Annotated in this window: 12 protein-coding genes and 1 pseudogene; 9 read left to right on the top strand and 4 right to left on the bottom strand. The window is 62.7% G+C overall.

The features are described from left to right. On the bottom strand, positions 1-176 hold a 176-nt coding region (locus tag RCH14_RS15395), incomplete at its 3' end, for a transposase (RefSeq protein WP_343026980.1). A 299-nt stretch (positions 177-475) separates the two neighbouring features. Next, complete coding sequence (locus tag RCH14_RS15390) at positions 476-5,776, bottom strand: diguanylate cyclase (RefSeq protein WP_343026971.1); 5,301 nt, start codon at positions 5,774-5,776, stop codon at positions 476-478. Between the two features lie 275 nt (positions 5,777-6,051). Here RCH14_RS15390 and RCH14_RS24055 point away from each other — a divergent pair. Beyond that, positions 6,052-6,219 (top strand): annotated as a pseudogene (locus RCH14_RS24055) (IS3 family transposase); the annotation flags it as partial. Between the two features lie 519 nt (positions 6,220-6,738). After that, on the top strand, positions 6,739-7,515 hold the full coding sequence (locus RCH14_RS15380; RefSeq protein ID WP_343026970.1) for a hypothetical protein: 777 nt from the start codon (positions 6,739-6,741) through the stop codon (positions 7,513-7,515). A gap of 50 nt (positions 7,516-7,565) precedes the next feature. Here the strand turns inward: RCH14_RS15380 and RCH14_RS15375 are convergent, their stop codons facing one another. Both RCH14_RS15375 and RCH14_RS15370 read right to left on the bottom strand, forming a co-directional pair. Then, positions 7,566-7,988 (bottom strand): hypothetical protein, encoded by a 423-nt coding sequence (locus RCH14_RS15375; RefSeq protein WP_343026969.1) that lies wholly within the window; start codon positions 7,986-7,988, stop codon positions 7,566-7,568. Beyond that, a complete protein-coding gene (locus RCH14_RS15370; protein WP_343026968.1) occupies positions 7,985-11,263 on the bottom strand; it encodes a winged helix-turn-helix domain-containing protein in 3,279 nt (1,092 codons plus the stop codon). The genes RCH14_RS15375 and RCH14_RS15370 overlap by 4 nt, the downstream gene beginning before the upstream one ends. A 250-nt stretch (positions 11,264-11,513) precedes the next feature. On the opposite strand from RCH14_RS15370, the gene tssB reads away from it, so the two are divergent. The 7 genes from tssB (at position 11,514) to tssG (ending at position 18,384) form a co-directional block, all read left to right on the top strand. After that, complete coding sequence (gene tssB, locus RCH14_RS15365; protein WP_343026967.1) at positions 11,514-12,056, top strand: type VI secretion system contractile sheath small subunit; 543 nt, start codon at positions 11,514-11,516, stop codon at positions 12,054-12,056. Positions 12,057-12,094: 38 nt separating this feature from the next. After that, positions 12,095-13,582, top strand: coding sequence for a type VI secretion system contractile sheath large subunit (tssC, locus tag RCH14_RS15360; protein WP_343026966.1), 1,488 nt, complete (start codon positions 12,095-12,097; stop codon positions 13,580-13,582). Between the two features lie 98 nt (positions 13,583-13,680). Next, positions 13,681-14,166 carry a type VI secretion system tube protein Hcp gene (locus RCH14_RS15355; protein WP_343026965.1) on the top strand — a complete coding sequence of 162 codons (486 nt, stop codon included), beginning with the start codon at positions 13,681-13,683 and terminating at the stop codon, positions 14,164-14,166. A gap of 116 nt (positions 14,167-14,282) precedes the next feature. Next, positions 14,283-14,795, top strand: a complete 513-nt coding sequence (locus tag RCH14_RS15350) for a hypothetical protein (protein ID WP_343026964.1) — start codon at positions 14,283-14,285, stop codon at positions 14,793-14,795. Positions 14,796-15,025: 230 nt separating this feature from the next. After that, the gene (tssF, locus tag RCH14_RS15345; RefSeq protein ID WP_343026963.1) at positions 15,026-16,810 is read left to right on the top strand and encodes a type VI secretion system baseplate subunit TssF; all 1,785 of its coding nucleotides are present in this window, start codon (positions 15,026-15,028) and stop codon (positions 16,808-16,810) included. 106 nt (positions 16,811-16,916) lie between these two features. Further along, a complete protein-coding gene (tssE, locus tag RCH14_RS15340; protein WP_343026962.1) occupies positions 16,917-17,372 on the top strand; it encodes a type VI secretion system baseplate subunit TssE in 456 nt (151 codons plus the stop codon). Further along, entirely contained in the window at positions 17,365-18,384 is a 1,020-nt protein-coding gene (tssG, locus tag RCH14_RS15335) for a type VI secretion system baseplate subunit TssG (RefSeq protein WP_343026961.1), read from the top strand. The genes tssE and tssG overlap by 8 nt, the downstream gene beginning before the upstream one ends. Positions 18,385-18,387 lie beyond the last annotated feature (3 nt).

Here is an 18,387-nt window from a genome sequence, read left to right as displayed (position 1 = left end):
AACTCCTTCATGCGTGCCATCAGCGAGGCATCCATGCCGCCGAACTTGGAGCGCCACTTGTAGAACGTAGCGTTGCTGATGCCATGCTCGCGGCACAGCTCTGGTAGAGGGCTGCCGGCTTCAGCTTGCTTGAGAATGGCGATGATCTGGCTGTCGGTAAAGCGGGAGGTCTTCATGCGGAGCTTTCTGTGTCTTAAGTAGAAAAATTCTACTTCTGATCGCGCTCTTTTTGTGGGGGGATTACCCAGCAATTGCGCAACGTACATGATAGATCGTTAATCTGAAAACCATTTATACTGTTTATACTATGATAAAGGGCCAAGTGAGCCTGCAAACGTCGGTTTGGGTAAGCGGGTATTTTCTATGGTACTGCTCACAACGGAACAGGGGAAAGCCTTTGAAATGTTGATAACTGTAGCAAGACGTCGTTGTTTGTCAACTTCCCGCAGTCGCAGCGCAAGCGGCCGCCTGAACACTAGAGTTCGATTTCCTCGCTCAGCACGACGCAATTACGTCCCGTATTCTTGGCCCGGTACAGCGCGACGTCCGCGCGTTGCAGCAGCACATCCGGATCGTCCGCTTCCTGTGCTGCCTGGATTGCGATGCCGACGCTGATCGTGACATGTCCCGTAGACGAACTCGCATGGGCGATGCCGAGTGCTTCGACTGCATCCCGCAGCGATTCGCCGATGCAGTACGCCTGGCCGGCGCCGGTATTGGGCAACACGATGGAGAATTCCTCACCACCATAGCGCGCCGCCAGGTCGCCGGTGCGGCGCGTGCCGGCCGCGAGCGCATGCGCGACCCGGGCCAGGCATGCGTCGCCAGCCTGGTGGCCATAGCGGTCATTGAATTTCTTGAAGTAGTCGACGTCGAGCATGATGACGGCAAGCGGCTGGCCAGCGCGGGCGGCCCGCGCGCATTCGCTGCGCAAGACCTCGTCGAAGCGGCGCCGATTCGCCAGGCCTGTCAGGCTGTCTGTGATGGACAGCGTTGCCAACTTGCGGTTGGCATCCTCGAGTTGCGCGGTGCGCTCGGCCACGCGCTGTTCCAGGCTGTCATGCAGCTTGGCGCTGGCGATCGAGATCATTGCCTGTGCACCGAGCATGCGCAGGAACGCGGCACGCTCATCGGTGAACGACGCTTCGGTCAGCCGGTTTTCAAAGTAGAGGACGCCGTCGATGCCGCCCCCGTGGCGAACCGGCAGGCACATGACGGAACGCGGCTGGTGTTGTCGTACATAGGGATCGGCGGCAAAGTCCGGGGCCTGCGCAATGTTGTCTTCGATGACTTCGGCGCCGGTACGGATGACGTAGCGCAGCAGCGACAGCGGGAATTGCGGGTCGCCGGCGGCGTCGAGATGAATCTGGCGGGACTGCAAAACGGTGATGACATCGCCGGCGATATCAGCTTCGAGCCGGTAGGCGCCGTCGGACAACAGCAGCAGGCGCGCCACCTGTGCACCTGCGTTTTCGCGCGCGATGGCGATCAGGCGTTGCAGCACGTTGCGCAGGCCCACCTCATTTGCCAAGGCCTGCGCCGCCTTGAGCAGCGAAGCCAGGTCGAGTGCGGCGCCGCCTTGCGTATGCGCTCCGGCATACGACTGCATCGCGCGTCCGTCCGCCTTTGACAGCAAGGCGCTGTGGCGCTCGCGCAGTTGCCTCACTTTGCCCTCCGCGCCCCACTGGGCGTAACAGGCGACGGCGTCCTTGATGAACACCGTCGCCACCCGCGGCTGCTCGTGCTCGAGCCAGCACTCGCCGCACAGCTCATTTCCCAGTGCCTGGACATTGACGCAGCCGGCGAGGGCGGCTTCGTCGATCGCCCGCTGGTAGCAACGCGTTGCCAACGCCAGGTCCTGCCGATAGCGAGCCATTTCGGCCCGCACCAGTGCGTGCCTGGCGCCGACGTTGTCCGGGCCATGCTCGGCCCACTTGGCGAGGTTGGCCTGTAACACTTCGATCTGGGCCAGCACGTCGTCCGCATCGGCGCGCGCGGGATCGCGCCGTAACGCGCGGATCCAGATCAGCGCCGCGTAAAAGCAGGTTTCGGGTACCTTGGCCTGGTTACGCATCATCCGGGTCACGATGTCGAGCTGACTGGCCAGCGCCTCGGCATCAGCGCAGTCGAACAGATAAGCGTTGCGGATCTTCCCTTGCAGGTAGTAGGCACGATACAAGCTCGATGCGCCATATTGTTCGAGGAAGCCGCTCTCGCTGAATACCGCGTCATCGTAGCTGTCGCTGCGCGGCGACAGGCCGATCAGGGACTTGATGGGTTGGATCGCCGCAGCCATGCAGCAATCAGCCATCGCCTGCTGGCCATTGGCGCGCATCAGCGCCAAGTCATGTTCGATGGCGTGCATCAGGTCCGGCAGGTAGTCGCCCAGGATGATCCGCTCGGTCGCGCGCACGGCCGCCACCACCCCGACCTGGACGAAGTCGCCGATTTCCAGGGCCCAGCCGAGTGCTTCCTCGTACAGCGCGTCGGAGCTGCGCAGCGGCTGCGTCCAGTGGTTGATCAGCGCCGCGAACATCAAGGCCGTCTGGGTGCGTGCCTGCAGGTTGGCGCGGCGCCTTGCCAGCGCCAGCGCCATCGCGCCAAAGCGGTGGCTGCGCGCGAGGTTGCCATCCTGCAGCGCCAAAATAGATGCGTAGGCGACGTAGGCGACCGCGCTGAAATCACTGCTGCCCCGCTGTATCGACAAATGCGTCATCCACAGCACCATCAGCTGGCACAGCTCCTGTTTGCCGGCGTAGTAGCAGGCCATCCACAGGCCGTGCATCATCTGCAGCGCCGCTACTGAAGCCGCATCGTGCATTTCGTCAGCCGCCAGCAAACCGTCGGGCATGCGCGCACTGCCCGAGTGCTCGATGTCGGCCAGGACATGCTCGAAGCGCGCCTCCTGTTGCGCCGTATGCTGAGGAATATCGAAGCCGAGCAGCGCCAGCCCCTCGCACAGCACCGCGATGGCATCCTGCAGCCGGCCCTGCAGCTGGTACTGGTGCGCCTGGACCAGGATGCTTCGCACCTGCAGCAGCGGAGCAGGGCTACGCGCCCGCACCTCCGGATAGATCGCCTCGGCGGCGTCGAACTGGCCGCACAGATAGGCCGCTTCCGCCGTGCCGAGTTGCAGGTCGAGCCAGAGTCCGGCGTGGCTTCGCCATGCGTCCACCGGCAGCAAGCCGAGGCCCGTGCGCATGTGCTCCAGTGTGGCCGTGAAGGCCGCCGAGCGCCGCGCCTTGGCACCAGCGCGCAGGTTCATCTCCGCCAGCTGTACGCGCTCGCCGGCGTCGATGATCAGCGCGCGGCTCGCGTTGAGCTGATCGACGATCTCGAATAGCCTCTCGTCCTGCCGTTCGCGCGGCGTTTGCCGCAAAAGGAGCCGGCCGATGCGCAGGTGGTTCAGCGCGCGCGTGTCCGTATCCGCGATCAAATAAGCGGCCTGCTGCACGCGGTCGTGCAGGAATCGGTAGCCGACCCCACTTTCGGTCGCGTCGGCGTCGACGTACTTGTAGCCGCCATCGAGCGGCTGGATCAATCCCGCGTCAAGCGACGGCCACAAGACCTGCTGGGCCTCCCATGGACTGCATTCGAGGACCAGCGCGAGCATATCGAGTGTGAAACGGCTGCCGATCGCCGACGCCAGTTGCAAGGGACGCTGCGTCACGGCCGGCAGGCGGCGGATTTTATCGACCAGCAGTTCGACGACGTTGTCGGTGTAGTCGGCCTCTTGAATCGCGGTAAGGTCCCACTCCCAGCTGTCACCATCGGCGCGGTAGCGCAGGTATCCTGCATCGTGGATCGAGCCAAGGAACTGGTTGAGAAAAAATGGGTTGCCGCCGGTCTTGGCGAAGCACAGTCGGGTCAGCGCGGCACAATCAGCCGGCGCAACGCGCACGGCCGCCGACACGATGCGTGCTACTTCAGGCTCGGTCAGCGCGCCCAGCACCAGCGTCAGGAGGTGCTGGCCACCGGCCAGCAGCCTGTCGCGCAGTGCGATCAAGGAATGAAGCGCAGCGGCATCGTTGTTGCGATAGGTGCCGATGAGAAGCACGTGACCCTTGTCGCGCGAGGTCATGAGCAGCTCGATCATCCGGAGCGTGGCCGCATCGGCCCATTGCAGGTCGTCGAGGAACAGCACCAGCGGGCGACCGGCGGTGGCGAACACGTCGACGAAACACGGGAACGCACGGTTCAGCCGAAGCTGAGCCTGTTCCGGCGCCATCGGGGGGACAGGCTCTGTGGGCCCAACGATCAGCGTCAGCTGGGGAATCAGTTCGACCATCACGCCCAGGCCTGCGCCCAAGCTCGTGCGCAGCCGCAAGGCCAATTGTCGCAACGATGCCTCGGGTCCACAGAGCAGCTGCCGCACCAGTTCCTGGAAAGCGTGGATCAGCGATGCGTATGGGACGTCGCGCCTGAACTGGTCGGATTTGCCTGCCAAAAAGCAGCCGCGCCGGGCAACGATCGGTTTCTGCACCTCGTTCACCACCGCTGATTTGCCGATGCCCGGATAACCCGCCACCAGGACCATTTCACGGCTTCCGGTAGCGCTGCGCTCGAATGCGCCGAGCAGCGCGGCGATCGCATCGGCGCGGCCGTGCAGCGTTTGCGGCACGAGGAAGCGGCCGTTGTGATCGGACAGCCCGAGCGCCTGCAGCGGTGACGCCGCGCGGCAGGATTCGAGGTCGCTGCGCAGACCTTGCAGGCTCTGGTAGCGCTGCTCGGCATTTTTCTCGAGCAGCCGCTGGACGATCGCCACCAGTTGGGCCGGCAACCCATCGAAAGCCGGATGCGACCAGTCGGGCGCGCGCGCGATGTGGCAATGCACCAGCTCCATCTCGTCGTCCGCCATGAAGGGCGGCTGTCCAGCGAGGAGTTCGTAAAAGGTCGCGCCGAGGGCATAGAAGTCGGCGCGGTAGTCGACCCGCCGGTTCATCCGCCCGGTCTGTTCTGGCGCCATGTAGCGCAGCGTGCCTTCCAGGGAGCCGGGATTGACGATCGCCTGATTCTCGTGCGGCAGTTCGCTGGCGATGCCGAAATCGATCAGCTGGAGCAGGCGCCGCTCACCATTCCAAACCAGGTTGGACGGATTGATGTCCTTGTGGATCACACCCTGTCGGTGCACTTCCTCCAGCGCCGCGCACAGTTGCAGCGCGATGTCGAGGAAATCATCCACAGCCAGTGCGGACGTGCCCTTGGCCGCCGTGCGTGCGCGAAGCACCTTGTCGAGGGACAGACCGCCGGTATCCACCTGGATCATGGTCCAGCGCCCGCGGTGCAATTGCAGCGCAAGCGGACGCACCACGCCGGGATGACGGCAGCGCCGCGCGATCTCATATTCGCGTTTGAATTGCGCCAGCTGTTGAAACGATGGGACGGCTTGATTGGGAAGCTTGACGATGAGCGCGGCGCCATGGGCGCCACGGGCACGGTAGACTAGCGAGCGGGCGCTGTCGTGCAACTGTTCGATAATCTCGTGGTCGAAGAGGACGCTCATGGGCTGGGCTTGCAGTGTGCCGATGCCGGCTGGATCGCACTGGCAGGATTCGCCACAGTACCTGCGGGCAAGTATTATAGCAAGTGTATCCGCTTGCAGGTACGTCCACACCCCGCGCGCACGACATACGAACCGCCGTGACCGCGCAGCTATCCGGCGGGGCGTGAGCGGGAGCATGATGTCCGCCCCTTCTGCCGAATGGGCTCCTGTACCGGACGAGGCCTCCCCGCTGCCGATCTCGAAGCGCAATCCCCGCACCAGGCCATCGGCCAATCAGGCACTCCGGCTTCGCACATATTGCTACCCAACAGGATCTGGGCCGTATCCGGCACTTATGAGCAGGCTGGGCAGAAAGCTGGTCGAGCGCCTGGGCCGTTGAACGCCGTACCGTGCGCCAATGGCCCCTTTTATGGTGTCGTCGAGGGAGGGCTTAAGAATTTCTCTGCAATTCAAGACCTTAGCCAAGTAATTGATATTCGAGTGGGAGTAAAGTTTCCTTTATAAAAATCTTACTTGGGCTTCAAAAGGCTCGCTGCGGCGAGCTTTTTTGTTGGCTGAACGCTTCATTTTTGAATCTAAAGATGGAGCGTGTCTGGCAGTGCAATTATATGAACCAAGCCGAAGCCAAGCTTGATGTGGCCAATTACATCGCCGGCTTCTATAACTGCACGCGCTTGCATTCGGTATTATGCAATCTGCCACCCAGCGTCTATGAGGGAGCAGTGGCAGAGCAAGAACTTATCGTCGTTTCCGAGATTACTTCATCACTACAGTTACAAGGCCGGATCGGGATCGGGAAAATCAAAGTGATGCGCGTCGTTGCGCGAATAACTATCGGATAGCCGAGCGTGGCGTCCTTCATGGTATCGGAATAGATGGGCAGCTTGGAAAAGCAGTCATTTCATGAAGTTAGCTCGGTAATTGATCATCGAGTGGGAATGAGGTTGATTGCTCGAAGCAATCAGTGCTAGCAAAAATGCTCGCTTGGGTGCGCTTTTTTCGGTTCGGCAGGTCGACGACTTTTCTGTTGAGCGCGCTGGAAGATGTGCTGAAAAAAAACCGACATCACCATTGCTCTCTCGACACAAGACAGCCAAAAGTCGCCCCCGTACTAGGCGGCGAGCAAGATTTACCCTCCGTAAGAATTTCGTAAGACAGTATTTCCTTCGCCTCATTACAGTGCTTGGCAGCACGAAGCAGGTGCATGACCACGGCAGTTTCTGAGGAGGCAAACGATGAATGCAACACTTGAATGGCAGGACCAGCGCGAAGAACTGGCGCCTGCATCGGAAGAGATCCGCTCCGCACTGCGACGTGTGGTGACCAGTACGGCTTTCGCGCGAGCGCCTCGCATGTGCGCCCTGCTGTCATTTCTGATGGAAAAGAAGCTTGGCGGCGTCGACGGGGGACTGACTGAGTATGCAATCGGGATGCAATTGTTCAGGCGCGACCCGGTGGTCTACGACACCACGATCGATCCGGTTGTGCGGGTGCAGGTCGGCCGCTTGCGGACCCGCCTGGCCGCCTATTACGGCGCCCTGAAAGAGGTCGGCACGCTGCAAATCTGCATACCGGCAGGCAGCTATATGCCGGTACTGCGTCGCCTCGCACCGGATGTGCCGAAAACCGTCATCGAACGGATGGAACTGGCGCCGCTGCGTTGCCTGAGCCTCGATGAGCGCAATGGGGCGTTTGCCGGCGGGCTCGACGAAGAGCTGGGTTCACGCATGTTCGCGCGCTTTCCTGCCATGCTGCAGGTGCGCGAGCCCAACATCATCGGTATCGGCAATCGTGCCACCGGATTGCAGTTGCGCCTGGAAGGCAGCGTTCGCATCGAGCAGGCATTCGTGCGCGCATCGGTGCGGCTGGTCGACATGGCGGCGGGCCATACGGTCTGGACTACCCAATGCGATTCCAGCGGGGTACTCGGCATCGCCCTTCAAGAGGAACTGGCGAATACGATCTGTGACAAGCTGGCGGACCATCTCCGATCGCGGACGAATACCGCGTAATGGCATTCGTCCAGCGCTCATCGAGAGTCCGTTGATGTCAGGGAGCGTCTTTACTCCGGGAACATGGGTGGAATATTGCCTTCCTGGGGATCGATCGGTACGAGCTTGCCGTGGCGATAGTTGGGATTGGTATAAACAATGAAAAAATTGCCTACCGACGTATCGTCATTGTGGGGATTGAATACCTGGAGCGACAAATGCTCGGGCCCGGCGGTTGCTGTCAGATCGTCGGGGTTCTCAAGAAAATCGGCGCCTTGAATCGTCCAGCCATTGAGGGTGGATACAAAATCGAGCACATACAGCGTAAAAGTGGGCCGATCGCATTTGATTTCGCAGACTGGGGCGTCGATATAGCTGGTGCCGAAAAGCGGAGAGACGTACGTATAAAACGCAGCGATATTGTCGCCGACTTCCCGGAGTGAAACGTGAATCACGCGCTGTGCAATACCCGGTTTGAACTTATGCTCGGTCATTCTGTTCCTTGGTTGGTTTGGGTGAGTAAAACAAACGATGAATCGCGATAACCAATTGCTTGCAGCCGCTCCACCCCATTCTTCGCAGGGGCACCATTTTGCAGGCAATAATTGATCCGGACCCAGGGATCCAGGATTTGATAATTCTTTGTCGCTTGCGCGTCCGCTTTGAGCATGTCATGGGCCTGGCGGCATTTCTCCAATGTCGCATTGGTGTCGTTATCGGGCGGTTTGACCGACGCTGATAACAGCAGGCCCTCGGTCAGCGCCAGCCTGTTGGCCAGCGCGTCCGGGTTGGCCGTTGCCAGTAAGCGCAAGCTGGCGATGGCGCCGTCGAGTTCCGCCTTTCCCCGCGCCGCGTCGTGCGTGGCCAGGGCCAGACCAAGGCGCGAGCGCGCAATCGCCTCGCGCCGCGACCAGGTACCGTTTTTCGGGTCCATCGCCAACGCGGCGCGCAGTACGGCGTGGACCTCGATCAATTGGGGCAGCAGCGATTGCGCCTTTTTTGTTCGCGCCAGGATGCGTAGCCGTTCCTGGTCCATGTTGACCAGTTCAACGTGCCAGGCGCGGTTGCCCAGGTCGCGTGCCACCAGCGGCGCAAAATGCTGTTTCGCCGCGTCGTAGTCGTGCAAGGCAGCTGCGTCACGCCCCAGCGCGAGGCTGATCGCAGCCCGGTGCTGCAAGGCGCGCACCTGGCGATAGATCCACAGCGGCTCGCCAGGAAAGCGCGCGCACAGCCGCAGCACGACGGCCATCTCTTGCGCATACAGACGCTCGGCCTCGTCCAGTTCTCCCAGCGTTTCGCGCGCCGCCGCCAGCCACGAATAACTGTCTGCCAGTTCGGCTGCGACGTCCGCCGAGTCCGGCATGCGCGCCAGTGCGCGCTGTTTCAGTGCGATGGATGCGGCAAACTGCGGCGCCGCCAGCGCGGGATCGCCGCGCGACTGGGCCAGCGCGCCCAGATTGTTGTGCGCATAAGACTGTTCGACCCACCATTCGGGATTGTCCGGCTCCGCGCGGTTGAGCTGGTTGGCGAAGTCCAGGTAGGCTCCCAGCGACTGCTGGGCGGCGCGCCAGTCGTTGCGGTCCTTGTGGATCTGCGCCATCCAGTAAGCATTGGCGCCCAGGCTCTTGAGTACCTCCACATCGTGCGGTGCGAGACTGTGCTGACGGCTGAGGATTTTATGGGCTTCGGCGAAGGCATCCAGCGCTTGCTGCGACTGGCCGCGTGACCGGCTTACTTCCCCAATGGTCTGCAAGCCTTTGGCGCGCAGGGTCAGTGCGGGCAAGCTCAGGTCCTTGCCGTCCGAGCCGCGCAGGAATTGCAGCGCCTTGCCGCTGACGCTTTCGAGCAGATCGAGCTTGCCGAGCGGGCGCAGCTTGTCGGAAAAATCGCCCAGCATGAAGTCCATCAATGCCTCGGCCGCAACCCTGCGTTGCTCGGCCGCGCGGTTGGCCAGCATTGCGTTAATGCCCAGCACGCAGGCGAGCACGGCCAGCGACACGATCAGGATTGCCGCCCACTTGCGGGCGCGTGTACGTTGCTGCGCGCGCCGGGTCGATACGTCGATCAGTTCCAGTTCAAGGGGCGTGAGCGACCAGGCGCCGTCCTGCTGCAGCATTTTGGCTTCGTCCAGCAGCTTGCCGCGCGGCAGCAGCAAGTCGGCGGAGCGGCCGTCGTCGCGCCAGCGGGCGGCATGCTGGGCCAGCCTTCCGCGCACCGCCAGCGCACCGCGGTGGGCGGCAATCCAGTCGGTCATGCGTGGCCAGCGGCGCAGGATGGCGTCGTGGGCGATGCCGAACACTGGCGTTCCTGCCAGCAAGTCGCTCACGAACAATCGCGCTTCGATGAGCGCCATCACCGCCTGGCGCGCCGGTTCACCGCGCAAACTGGCCCATGGCGCGCGCTGGCTCGTGACATTGACGCCGTCGCCCGATAACACCGTTACCAGCGACATGATGTGCGCCAGGCTGTCGCGCTGGCCGTCATCCATCGCCAGCACCACCGCTTCGGCGCGCTGGCCGATCGCGCCTTCGAGGTCGCCGAGGCGGTCGAAGGCATCGAAGCTCAGCTCGCCTTCGCTGCTGCGCATCCGGTACAACTCTTCCAGGCAATACTGCAGCAGTGGCAGCGCTTCCGGGCTGGCAGCCGCGCTGGCGCACAGCACTTCGTCGAGACCTGCGCCGCTGACCGGATCGGTGCCGAAGCTCAAGCCCGCGGCAGCGGCGGGCCGCCGGATCATCTGCGCGATGTCGCGTACACCGGGCGGCTCCAGGTCGACGTGTCCGCCATGGCGTTTGCATTCGGTCAGCAGGCGATACTGGGCGATGCTGGGATAAAAATCGTTGCGGCAGGCGATGACGATCAGTGCGACACGGCTGCGCGCCAGCTGTTCCAGCGTGTGCAGAAATGCCAGCCGTTCCGGCTCGTCGATGCGTGCAAGGTTGAACAGGGCTTCGAAACGGTCGATGAAGATGGCAAAGCGCACCCCTGGTCGCGCCTGCGAGGGCAGGGCAGCTTCGAGCGCGGCGATGACGCTCGCGCAATCGGTTTCCAGGCGCGCACCCAGCGCCACCGCATTTTCTCCGGTGAAGGCCCAGCGGTCTTCCCACTGCAGATCGATCAGGGCGCCCGCCAGCGCGGTGAACAGGGTTTGTCGTCCTTGGTCGAAGACGTCGAAGGTGGTGCTGGCGACTATGGCCGCATCCATGCCCGGCCCGACGCGCTGTAACGCCGGCAGCAGGCCAGCCTGCACCAGCGAGGTCTTGCCGGAGCCGCTTGGCCCCAGGATCAGCAGCAGCGACAGCCCGGTGCGCACCTGCGCACCGGCCGCCTCGACCAACTGCCCGATGGCGTCGTCGCGCCCGAAAAACACCTCGGCATGGGCCTCGTCAAAAGCAAGCAGGCCGCGAAAAGGCGAACCGGTATGCCACCGTTTGCGGCCAGGGTCGGGCATCGTGCTGAAATCAAGTGGCGCCACCGTACGGTAGCCGCGCATGCGGATGGTTTCGATGTAGCGCGGACTGCTGGCGCTGTCGCCCAGCACGCGGCGCAGCTGGGCGACTGTCTTGTGCAAGGGGCTGTCGCCCGAGACGGTGCTGCCCCAGCACTGCGTGAGCAGTTCGTCGCCACTCACCACGGCGCCGCGCGCGCTGCAAAGGGCAAGCAATAACGCCATCGTGCGCGGCTCCATCTGGCGCTTGTCGTCCGCCATGGCAATCGAATTGGCGCTGGGATCGACCAGCCAATCGCCGAAGCGAAACGGCGCCTTCATGCGGGAGGCATGGCCGGCGTGGAGGAGTCGACTGTGGCGCGCGCTGCGGTCATGTGTTCCGGTGAGAATGATTGCCAAAAGTTCCTGATGGTAACACCGGCAAGCGGTATTTGGTGGTTGTCAAGCAACGACAAAAATGCCTGCCTGATACCGCGTTGATACTTGTGTTACGCCAAATCGCACTCCTACCATCGATTCCGATCAAGGCGATGTACCGAGCGGATTTTAATCCAACAATAGTGAGGGTGTGATGGCAGACAGCTTGCAAAAATGGGTGGGACGAAATCGTCCGCCGCGTGTCCAGATTACCTACGATGTCGAAATCGGCGGCGCCGTCGAAAAGAAAGAACTGCCGCTGGTGGTGGGCCTCCTGGCCGACCTGTCCGGCCAACCGCTGATCGCGCCGCCCAAACTCAAGGCGCGCCGCCTGGTCGACATCGACCGCGACAATTTCAACGAGGTGATGCAGAAGATCGCCCCGCGTCTTGACCTGTCGGTGCCCGACACCATGCCTGGCAAGGATGGCAGCCTGAAGATCGAGCTCAATTTCAGGAACTTCGACGACTTTCATCCCGAGTCCATCGTCAAGCAGGTGCCGCGCCTGGCCAAGCTGCTGGAAGTGCGTCAGCAACTGCGCGACCTGCTCGGCAAGCTCGATGGCAACGATGAACTCGATGCGCTGCTGGAAAAGATCGTGCAAAACTCGGAAGAACTGAAGGCCCTGCAGGCCGACGACGGCGCGCCGAAAGCCGAGGCGCCCGCCGCCGAAGGCGCCGAACCGGTCGCTTCCTGAGAGCGCGCTGCTCTATTCACCTTTCAGAAAGAATCACCATGGCCAGCACTCAAGCCGCTCAGTCCGGCGCCAGCACCACCAACGCGGACATGTCGCTGTTGGACCGCATCGTCCACGAAGGAAAAATGGCGGTCGAACCCTCGCAGAACGCCTACGCGCGCACCCTGCTCGGGCAATTCGCCACCCAGGTACTCGACGAGGGCATGAAAACCTCGCCCGACAAGGGCATCGTCGCCACCATCAATGAACGCGTCGCCCAGATCGACCAGATCCTCAGCGACCAGGTCAACGCCATCATGCACCACGAAGGTTTCCAGGCGCTGGAAGGCTCCTGGCGCGGCCTGCATGACATGGTGATGGGCACCGAGACCAGCAGCAAGCTGAAACTGCGGCTGCTGAACGTGTCGAAAAAAGAGCTGCTGAAAGACCTGGAAGGCGCGGTCGATCACGACATGAGCGTGCTGTTCAAGAAGATCTACGAAGAAGAATACGGCACCCATGGCGGCAACCCGTATTCGCTGTTCATCGGCGACTATTATTTTGGCCGCCACCCGCAGGACATGGCCCTGCTCGAGCGCCTGTCGAAAGTCGCCGCAGCAGCTCATGCACCGTTCATTTCGGCCGCAGCACCGTCGCTGTTCGACATGGCGTCGTTCACCGAACTGGGCGTTCCGCGCGACATGTCGAAAATTTTTGATAGCGCAGAGCTGACTTCCTGGCGCGGTTTCCGTGAATCGGAGGATTCGCGCTACGTCGCGCTGGTGCTGCCGCGCTATGCCGCCCGCCTGCCATACGGCGCCAAAACGAATCCGGTCGAATCGTTCGCATTTGAAGAAAACGTCGACGGCACCAATCACGACAAATACCTGTGGTCGAACTCGGCGTATCAACTGGGTCTGCGCATCACCGACTCTTTCGCCAAGCACAGCTGGACGACAGCGATTCGCGGCGTCGAAGGCGGCGGCCAGATCACCGGCATGACCGCGCATTCGTTCAAGACGGACGAGGGCGACGTGGTGCTGAAATGTCCGACCGAGGTGTCGATCACCGACCGGCGCGAGAAGGAGCTCAATGACCTGGGGTTCATCGCGGTGGTCAATGCGAAGGGGACGGACACGGCGGCGTTCTTCGGCGGGCAGTCGGTGAACAAGCCGAAGCTGTACAACCTGGATGCGGCGAATGCGAATGCGGCCTTGTCGTCGCGGTTGCCGTATGTGCTGGCCGCGTCGCGGTTTGCGCATTATCTCAAGGTGATTATGCGGGACAAGATCGGGAGCTTCCAGACGCGTACCGATGTCGAGAATTTTCTGAATAACTGGCTTAGCAGCTACGTGCTACTCAGTGCCAATGCGACCCAGGGCGAAAAGGCGCGTTTCCCGCTCTCCGAGGGGCGCGTCGATGTGACCGAAATCGCCGGCAAGCCAGGCGCTTATTCGGCCACCGTGTTCCTCAAACCGCACTTCCAGATGGAAGAGCTGACGACGTCGATTCGCCTGGTGGCGCAATTGCCTGCGGCAGTGGCGTGAGGTCCATCTGATCGACCGTTTCACAGGGCGGTTCAGTCATTTTTCGCACGGCACGCGCCACAGGCGCTGCCGCTGCATTCTTCTTAGGGGAGTTTCGCATGTCGGACGTTCTTATCCTGGACCTGGGCACCACCATCAAGGGCAACTGCACCATTACCGGCTATGCCGACAAGATCATCGTCAGCTCGTTTTCGCACAATGCTTATCTGCCGATGGGCAGCGACGCTGGCAATACCGAGCGCACGATGGGCCGCGCGGTGCTGTCGGAGATGTCGTTTTCGAAGTCATCGGACCTGGCGACGACGGAATTGTTCAAGGCGTGCACGCAGGGAACCAAGATCGGTCCTGCCAAGCTCAATATTGGTCGGGTTGAAAACGGCGTCTACATGAATTTCATGACCTATGAAATGGACAACGCCATGATTTCCCAAATGAGCTGCAGTGGCGGAGGTGGCGTGCCGAACGATGCGTTCTCGATCAACTTCACGAAGATCAAGGCGGACTTTACGCAGCAGAAGACGGATTCGTCGGCTAAGGGTACGGGCACCTGGAACTGGAATCTGGAGACGATGAAGGCGGACTGAAGGCTGCGATGAGGGCGCGTTCGCGCGGCAAGCGACTGGTCTCCAGTGACAGGCGGTCGCCTCCAGGCGCCGAGAAAAGCTTGCTGTATTGCAAATTTCAACGAAAGGTGCATCCAATGCCGATTGTCGAAGGGGGAGTCGAGGTCGCCCGGGAGCTCAGTCTCTACTTAACAAAACTGGCGAAATACGAGGCACTGCTGGCGGAGTTTGAGCAAGGAAAAAATAGAAGCGACTGCGCGCTCGCACAGCATGCGCGGGATATGGCGCGGTATGTACACGCGATCCATGCCTGGAACGCGGATCGGTCCCTTGGCACCCCAACATCAGGACGCCCGGTCAGCCCTGGCTTGCCGCCGGCGCCATTCGTCGGCGCGAAACCGTTGAAACCGACAATGCCACTGGGCTATCAAATATATGGCAACCGGACCGCACCTAAATTACCAGCGCCCGGCAAAGGTCAGAGCTATCACGAGGCGAGGGTGGGCGCCGACCGCAAGGGCGGCGCCGGCCAACATCGCATTGTGGTTCTTGCCGATGACAACACTGGGAACGTGTACGCCAGATACTCGACGAGTGATCATTACGGCGACAATGCCCGGTCTACCAGAGCCAGTTGGAGTAAGTTTTGATGATCACCCGGTTGATGGCAATACGCGGGTGGACAAGTCGTGCAGACATCATGGCAGAACCTGGCGAGCACAACGCAGTGAAGTCGGGGTCGGGAATCGGGGAATCGGGGTCAAGAATCGAGAATCGGAGAATCGGGGTCAGGTCTGACTTTCAGACACGAACACGTCTTTACATCATTCAGACACGAACAAATTATTCGCCAATCCTAAATTGTCTGCGGTAAAAACACATGCCCGCCCACGACCCCCACCTCGAACACTACCGCCGCGAACTGAGCTACCTGCGCACCGAATCGGCCCACTTCGCCGCCCGCTATCCCAAACTCGCGCGCAGCCTGGTACTGACTGACGCCGAGTCCGCCGATCCGCACATCCAGCACCTGATTGAATCGGTCGCCTTCCTCACCGCCGGCGTGCACCGCGAGCTCGATCGCGTGGCGCCGGCCGCCGCCGCCGCCATCCTCGACAACCTCTGTCCAAGCCTCGCGCAGCCGGTGCCGTCGATGACCATCATGCAGATGAGCCTTGATCCAGCCCAGGGCAAGGTCACTGCAGGCAGCCGGGTAGCGCGGGGCACGCTGCTGTCAACCACGGCGCTGTCCGGCGTGCCATGCCGCTTCCAGGTCGGCTGGAACACCACCTTGTGGCCGCTCCAGGTTCAAGAAGTGGTGCGCGAGAATGCGCACAGCATGCGCATCAAGGTACGCGCCGATGCCGGTGTCGATGTCGCGGAGCTGGAAGTGGACAGCCTGCGCCTGCACCTGGCGGGCGAGCAATTGACGACCATGCCGCTGCACGAGCTGCTGCTGACGGACCTCGACTACGTCGAAGTGATCGGCGCGGGCCGCGTGCATCACCTGTCTGCGGACTGTTTGCAGGAAGCGGGCTTCGATGAAGACCAGCTGCTGCTGGCCAGCCCGGCCCACGCCCATCCGGCCTACAGCCTGCTGCAGGAATACTTCGCCTTTCCCCGCAAGTTCCAGTTTTTCGATTTGCATGGGTTGCGCGGAACACTTGGCAGCGGCGGCGGTTTCAGCCTGCGCTTCGTGTTCAGCCGCGGCGCCAGCACCCTCGAATTGCTGCGGCCCGAACACGTGCGCCTGAACTGCGTCCCCGCAGTCAACCTGTTTCCCGTCACCAGCGAGCCGATCGCCTACGATCAGCGTCATTACGAATACCTGTTGATCCCGAACCGCCGGCGCGACGCCACCACTGAAGTCCATTCCGTCGTGGCGGTGACCTTGTCCGATCCGCGTAGCGAGAAGAGCGAAGCCATCCCCAGCGCGTTTGCCGATACGGGCAGCGAGGGCGACACCGATGGCCTGCGTGGTAACGCGCCGCTCACCTGGACCATGCGCCGCAGCGCCAGCCTGCGGCCCGGCATCGCAGGCAGCGACGTCCACCTGGGCTTCGTCGACCGTCGCGATGTGCGCGCACAGACCACGACCCCGGTCATCTACGCCAGCCTGCTGTGCACCAACCGTCAGCTGGCCAGCCAGGTGATGCCGAACACGCGTTTCCAGGGCGAGGGGATGGCGGCGTCCACCGACATTCGCGCTCTCTACCAGCCGAGCGACCAGCGAGCGCCGACCATGGACAGCGAATCGCTGTGGGCGCTGGCCTCGCTGCTGCGCCTGAATCACCGCTCGCTGGTCGACGACAACGCGGATGCCGTCACCTTGCGCGAGATGCTGGGCCTGTTCGCCAGCGACAATGCACGCGATGCGAAGCAGATCATGGGCGTCAAGCGCGTCGCCACCAAACCTGGCACGGCGCGCATTCCGGGCATGGCAGGCAAGGGCAGCTGGCGCGGACATTGCCGCGGCACCGACATCGTCATCGAATTCGATGCCGACTGCTTCGCCGGATCATCCGCGCTGATGCTGGCCGGCGTGCTGGCGCGTTTCTTTGCGCTGTACACGACGGCAAACTCGTTCGTGCGGCTGACCGTGCGGCGTGGGGAAGAGGACTGGATGACGTGGCCGCCGATGACGGGGCGGCAGGCGCTGGTGTGAGCTGCGGCTGATACGCCGCTGATACTTGTGTTACGTGCCTTGCGCCTCCTACGATCACTGCCGACTCACGCTCGTTTCACCAGCGCCCATCACGTGCACGACATACATGCATCTACAGCCTACCAGCATGCCGCTTCCCCTGTTCGACCGCTTCGGCGGTCCTCTGTCCGCTCCGGACGTGGCGCTGACGCCCGTCCAGGCCCTGCGGCTATCACTGCGCCGCGATCTCACGCGGTTGTTCAATGTGCGCAACCGGTTGACGGTCGACGAATTCCTGAACGGCGCGCCGACATCGCTCGATTACGGCTTGCCCGACACGCTGCACCTGTCGGCGCAATCGGCCACCGACCTGCAACGCTGGCAGCAGGTGGTCGTGCGCGCTATCGCCCTGTACGAACCGCGCCTGCGCCAGGTCAGCGTCAAGGTGGCGCCCGCCACCGACTGGCCAACCATGGCCTGGGCGCAGATTGCGGCGACCGCGATCCTCGGCGGCGAACGTGTGCAATTTCAGTTTGAAGCGGGTCTGACCAATCGCGCCTCGCCATGGAAACGCAATGCCTGACCTGATTGCCGAGCTGCTGCGCGCGCCGCAGCAATTTGATCTGTTCCAGGCCATCCACCTGCTCGAACGGGCCGCGCCGGAGCGCTCCCCCGTGGGCACTGGCGTCGGCATGGACGAGGCGGTACGCCTGGCGGCCCACGTCGACATGGCCTTTGCGCCAAGCGATATCGCCCGCCTGGAAGAACACCCGCAACCTGGACCACAATGGGTGCTGAGCACGCCCGTCCTGAGTCTGGCCGGCGCTCAGGGGCCACTGGCCGCCCCGTTCACCGAACTGCTGCTGGAACGCCGCGCCCAGCGCGATCGGGCCGGGCTCGATTTTCTCGACATCTTCAACGGGCGCCTGCTGGGCTTTCGCCACCGCGCGCGGGCCAATATGCACCTGGCGCTGCAACCGGCCGGCGCCAATCCGCTGCTGACCGTGATGGACCGGTTGTCTGGCCTTGGCCGGGCCTCGGGCGCGCGCGGCCCGGCAGGGGAGGCGGCATGGTTGCGCCATGCGGGCTTGCAGAACGCTGCGCCGCGCTCGCTGGCAAGCCTGCTGCTTGTATTGCGCGACCGTCTTGGCGTGCGCTTCACCGGCGAGCAGTTCGTTGGCGGCTGGCATGCGCTGGCGCCGAACGAGCGCGCCAGGCTGGCGGGCAGCCGTACGGGTCGCTCCGGCCGGCGCGCGGCCAGCCCTGGCGTGAGCCTGGGCGGCCGCGCCTGGGATCAGGCGGCCGGCATCGCCTTGCGCGCGCCGCTGCTTGACCGGGCCCGGTTCGCGGCGCTGCTGCCGGGCGGCGCGCGCTTTGGCCTGCTCGGCTGGCTGGTGGCGCGCCATCTACAAGCCGATTTCACCGTGACCTTGACCCTGGCCCTGAACGAAGCGCCCGCGAGCCGGCTTGGCGCCGGCGCCCTGATGCCGCCACGGCTCGGACGCAGCGTATGGCTGTCCAGCCGCAGCGGCGCCGCCGCCACCTACCGGCATGCCCGCTTCGCGCTGGCTGCCCACGTCACCCAGGACACTTGAGCG

The organism is Massilia sp. MP_M2 (assembly GCF_039123635.1).
GTDB lineage: Bacteria > Pseudomonadota > Gammaproteobacteria > Burkholderiales > Burkholderiaceae_D > Telluria.
The sequence above is the reverse complement of the archived record's forward strand: the minus strand, read 5'-3'. Positions and strand labels throughout refer to the sequence as shown.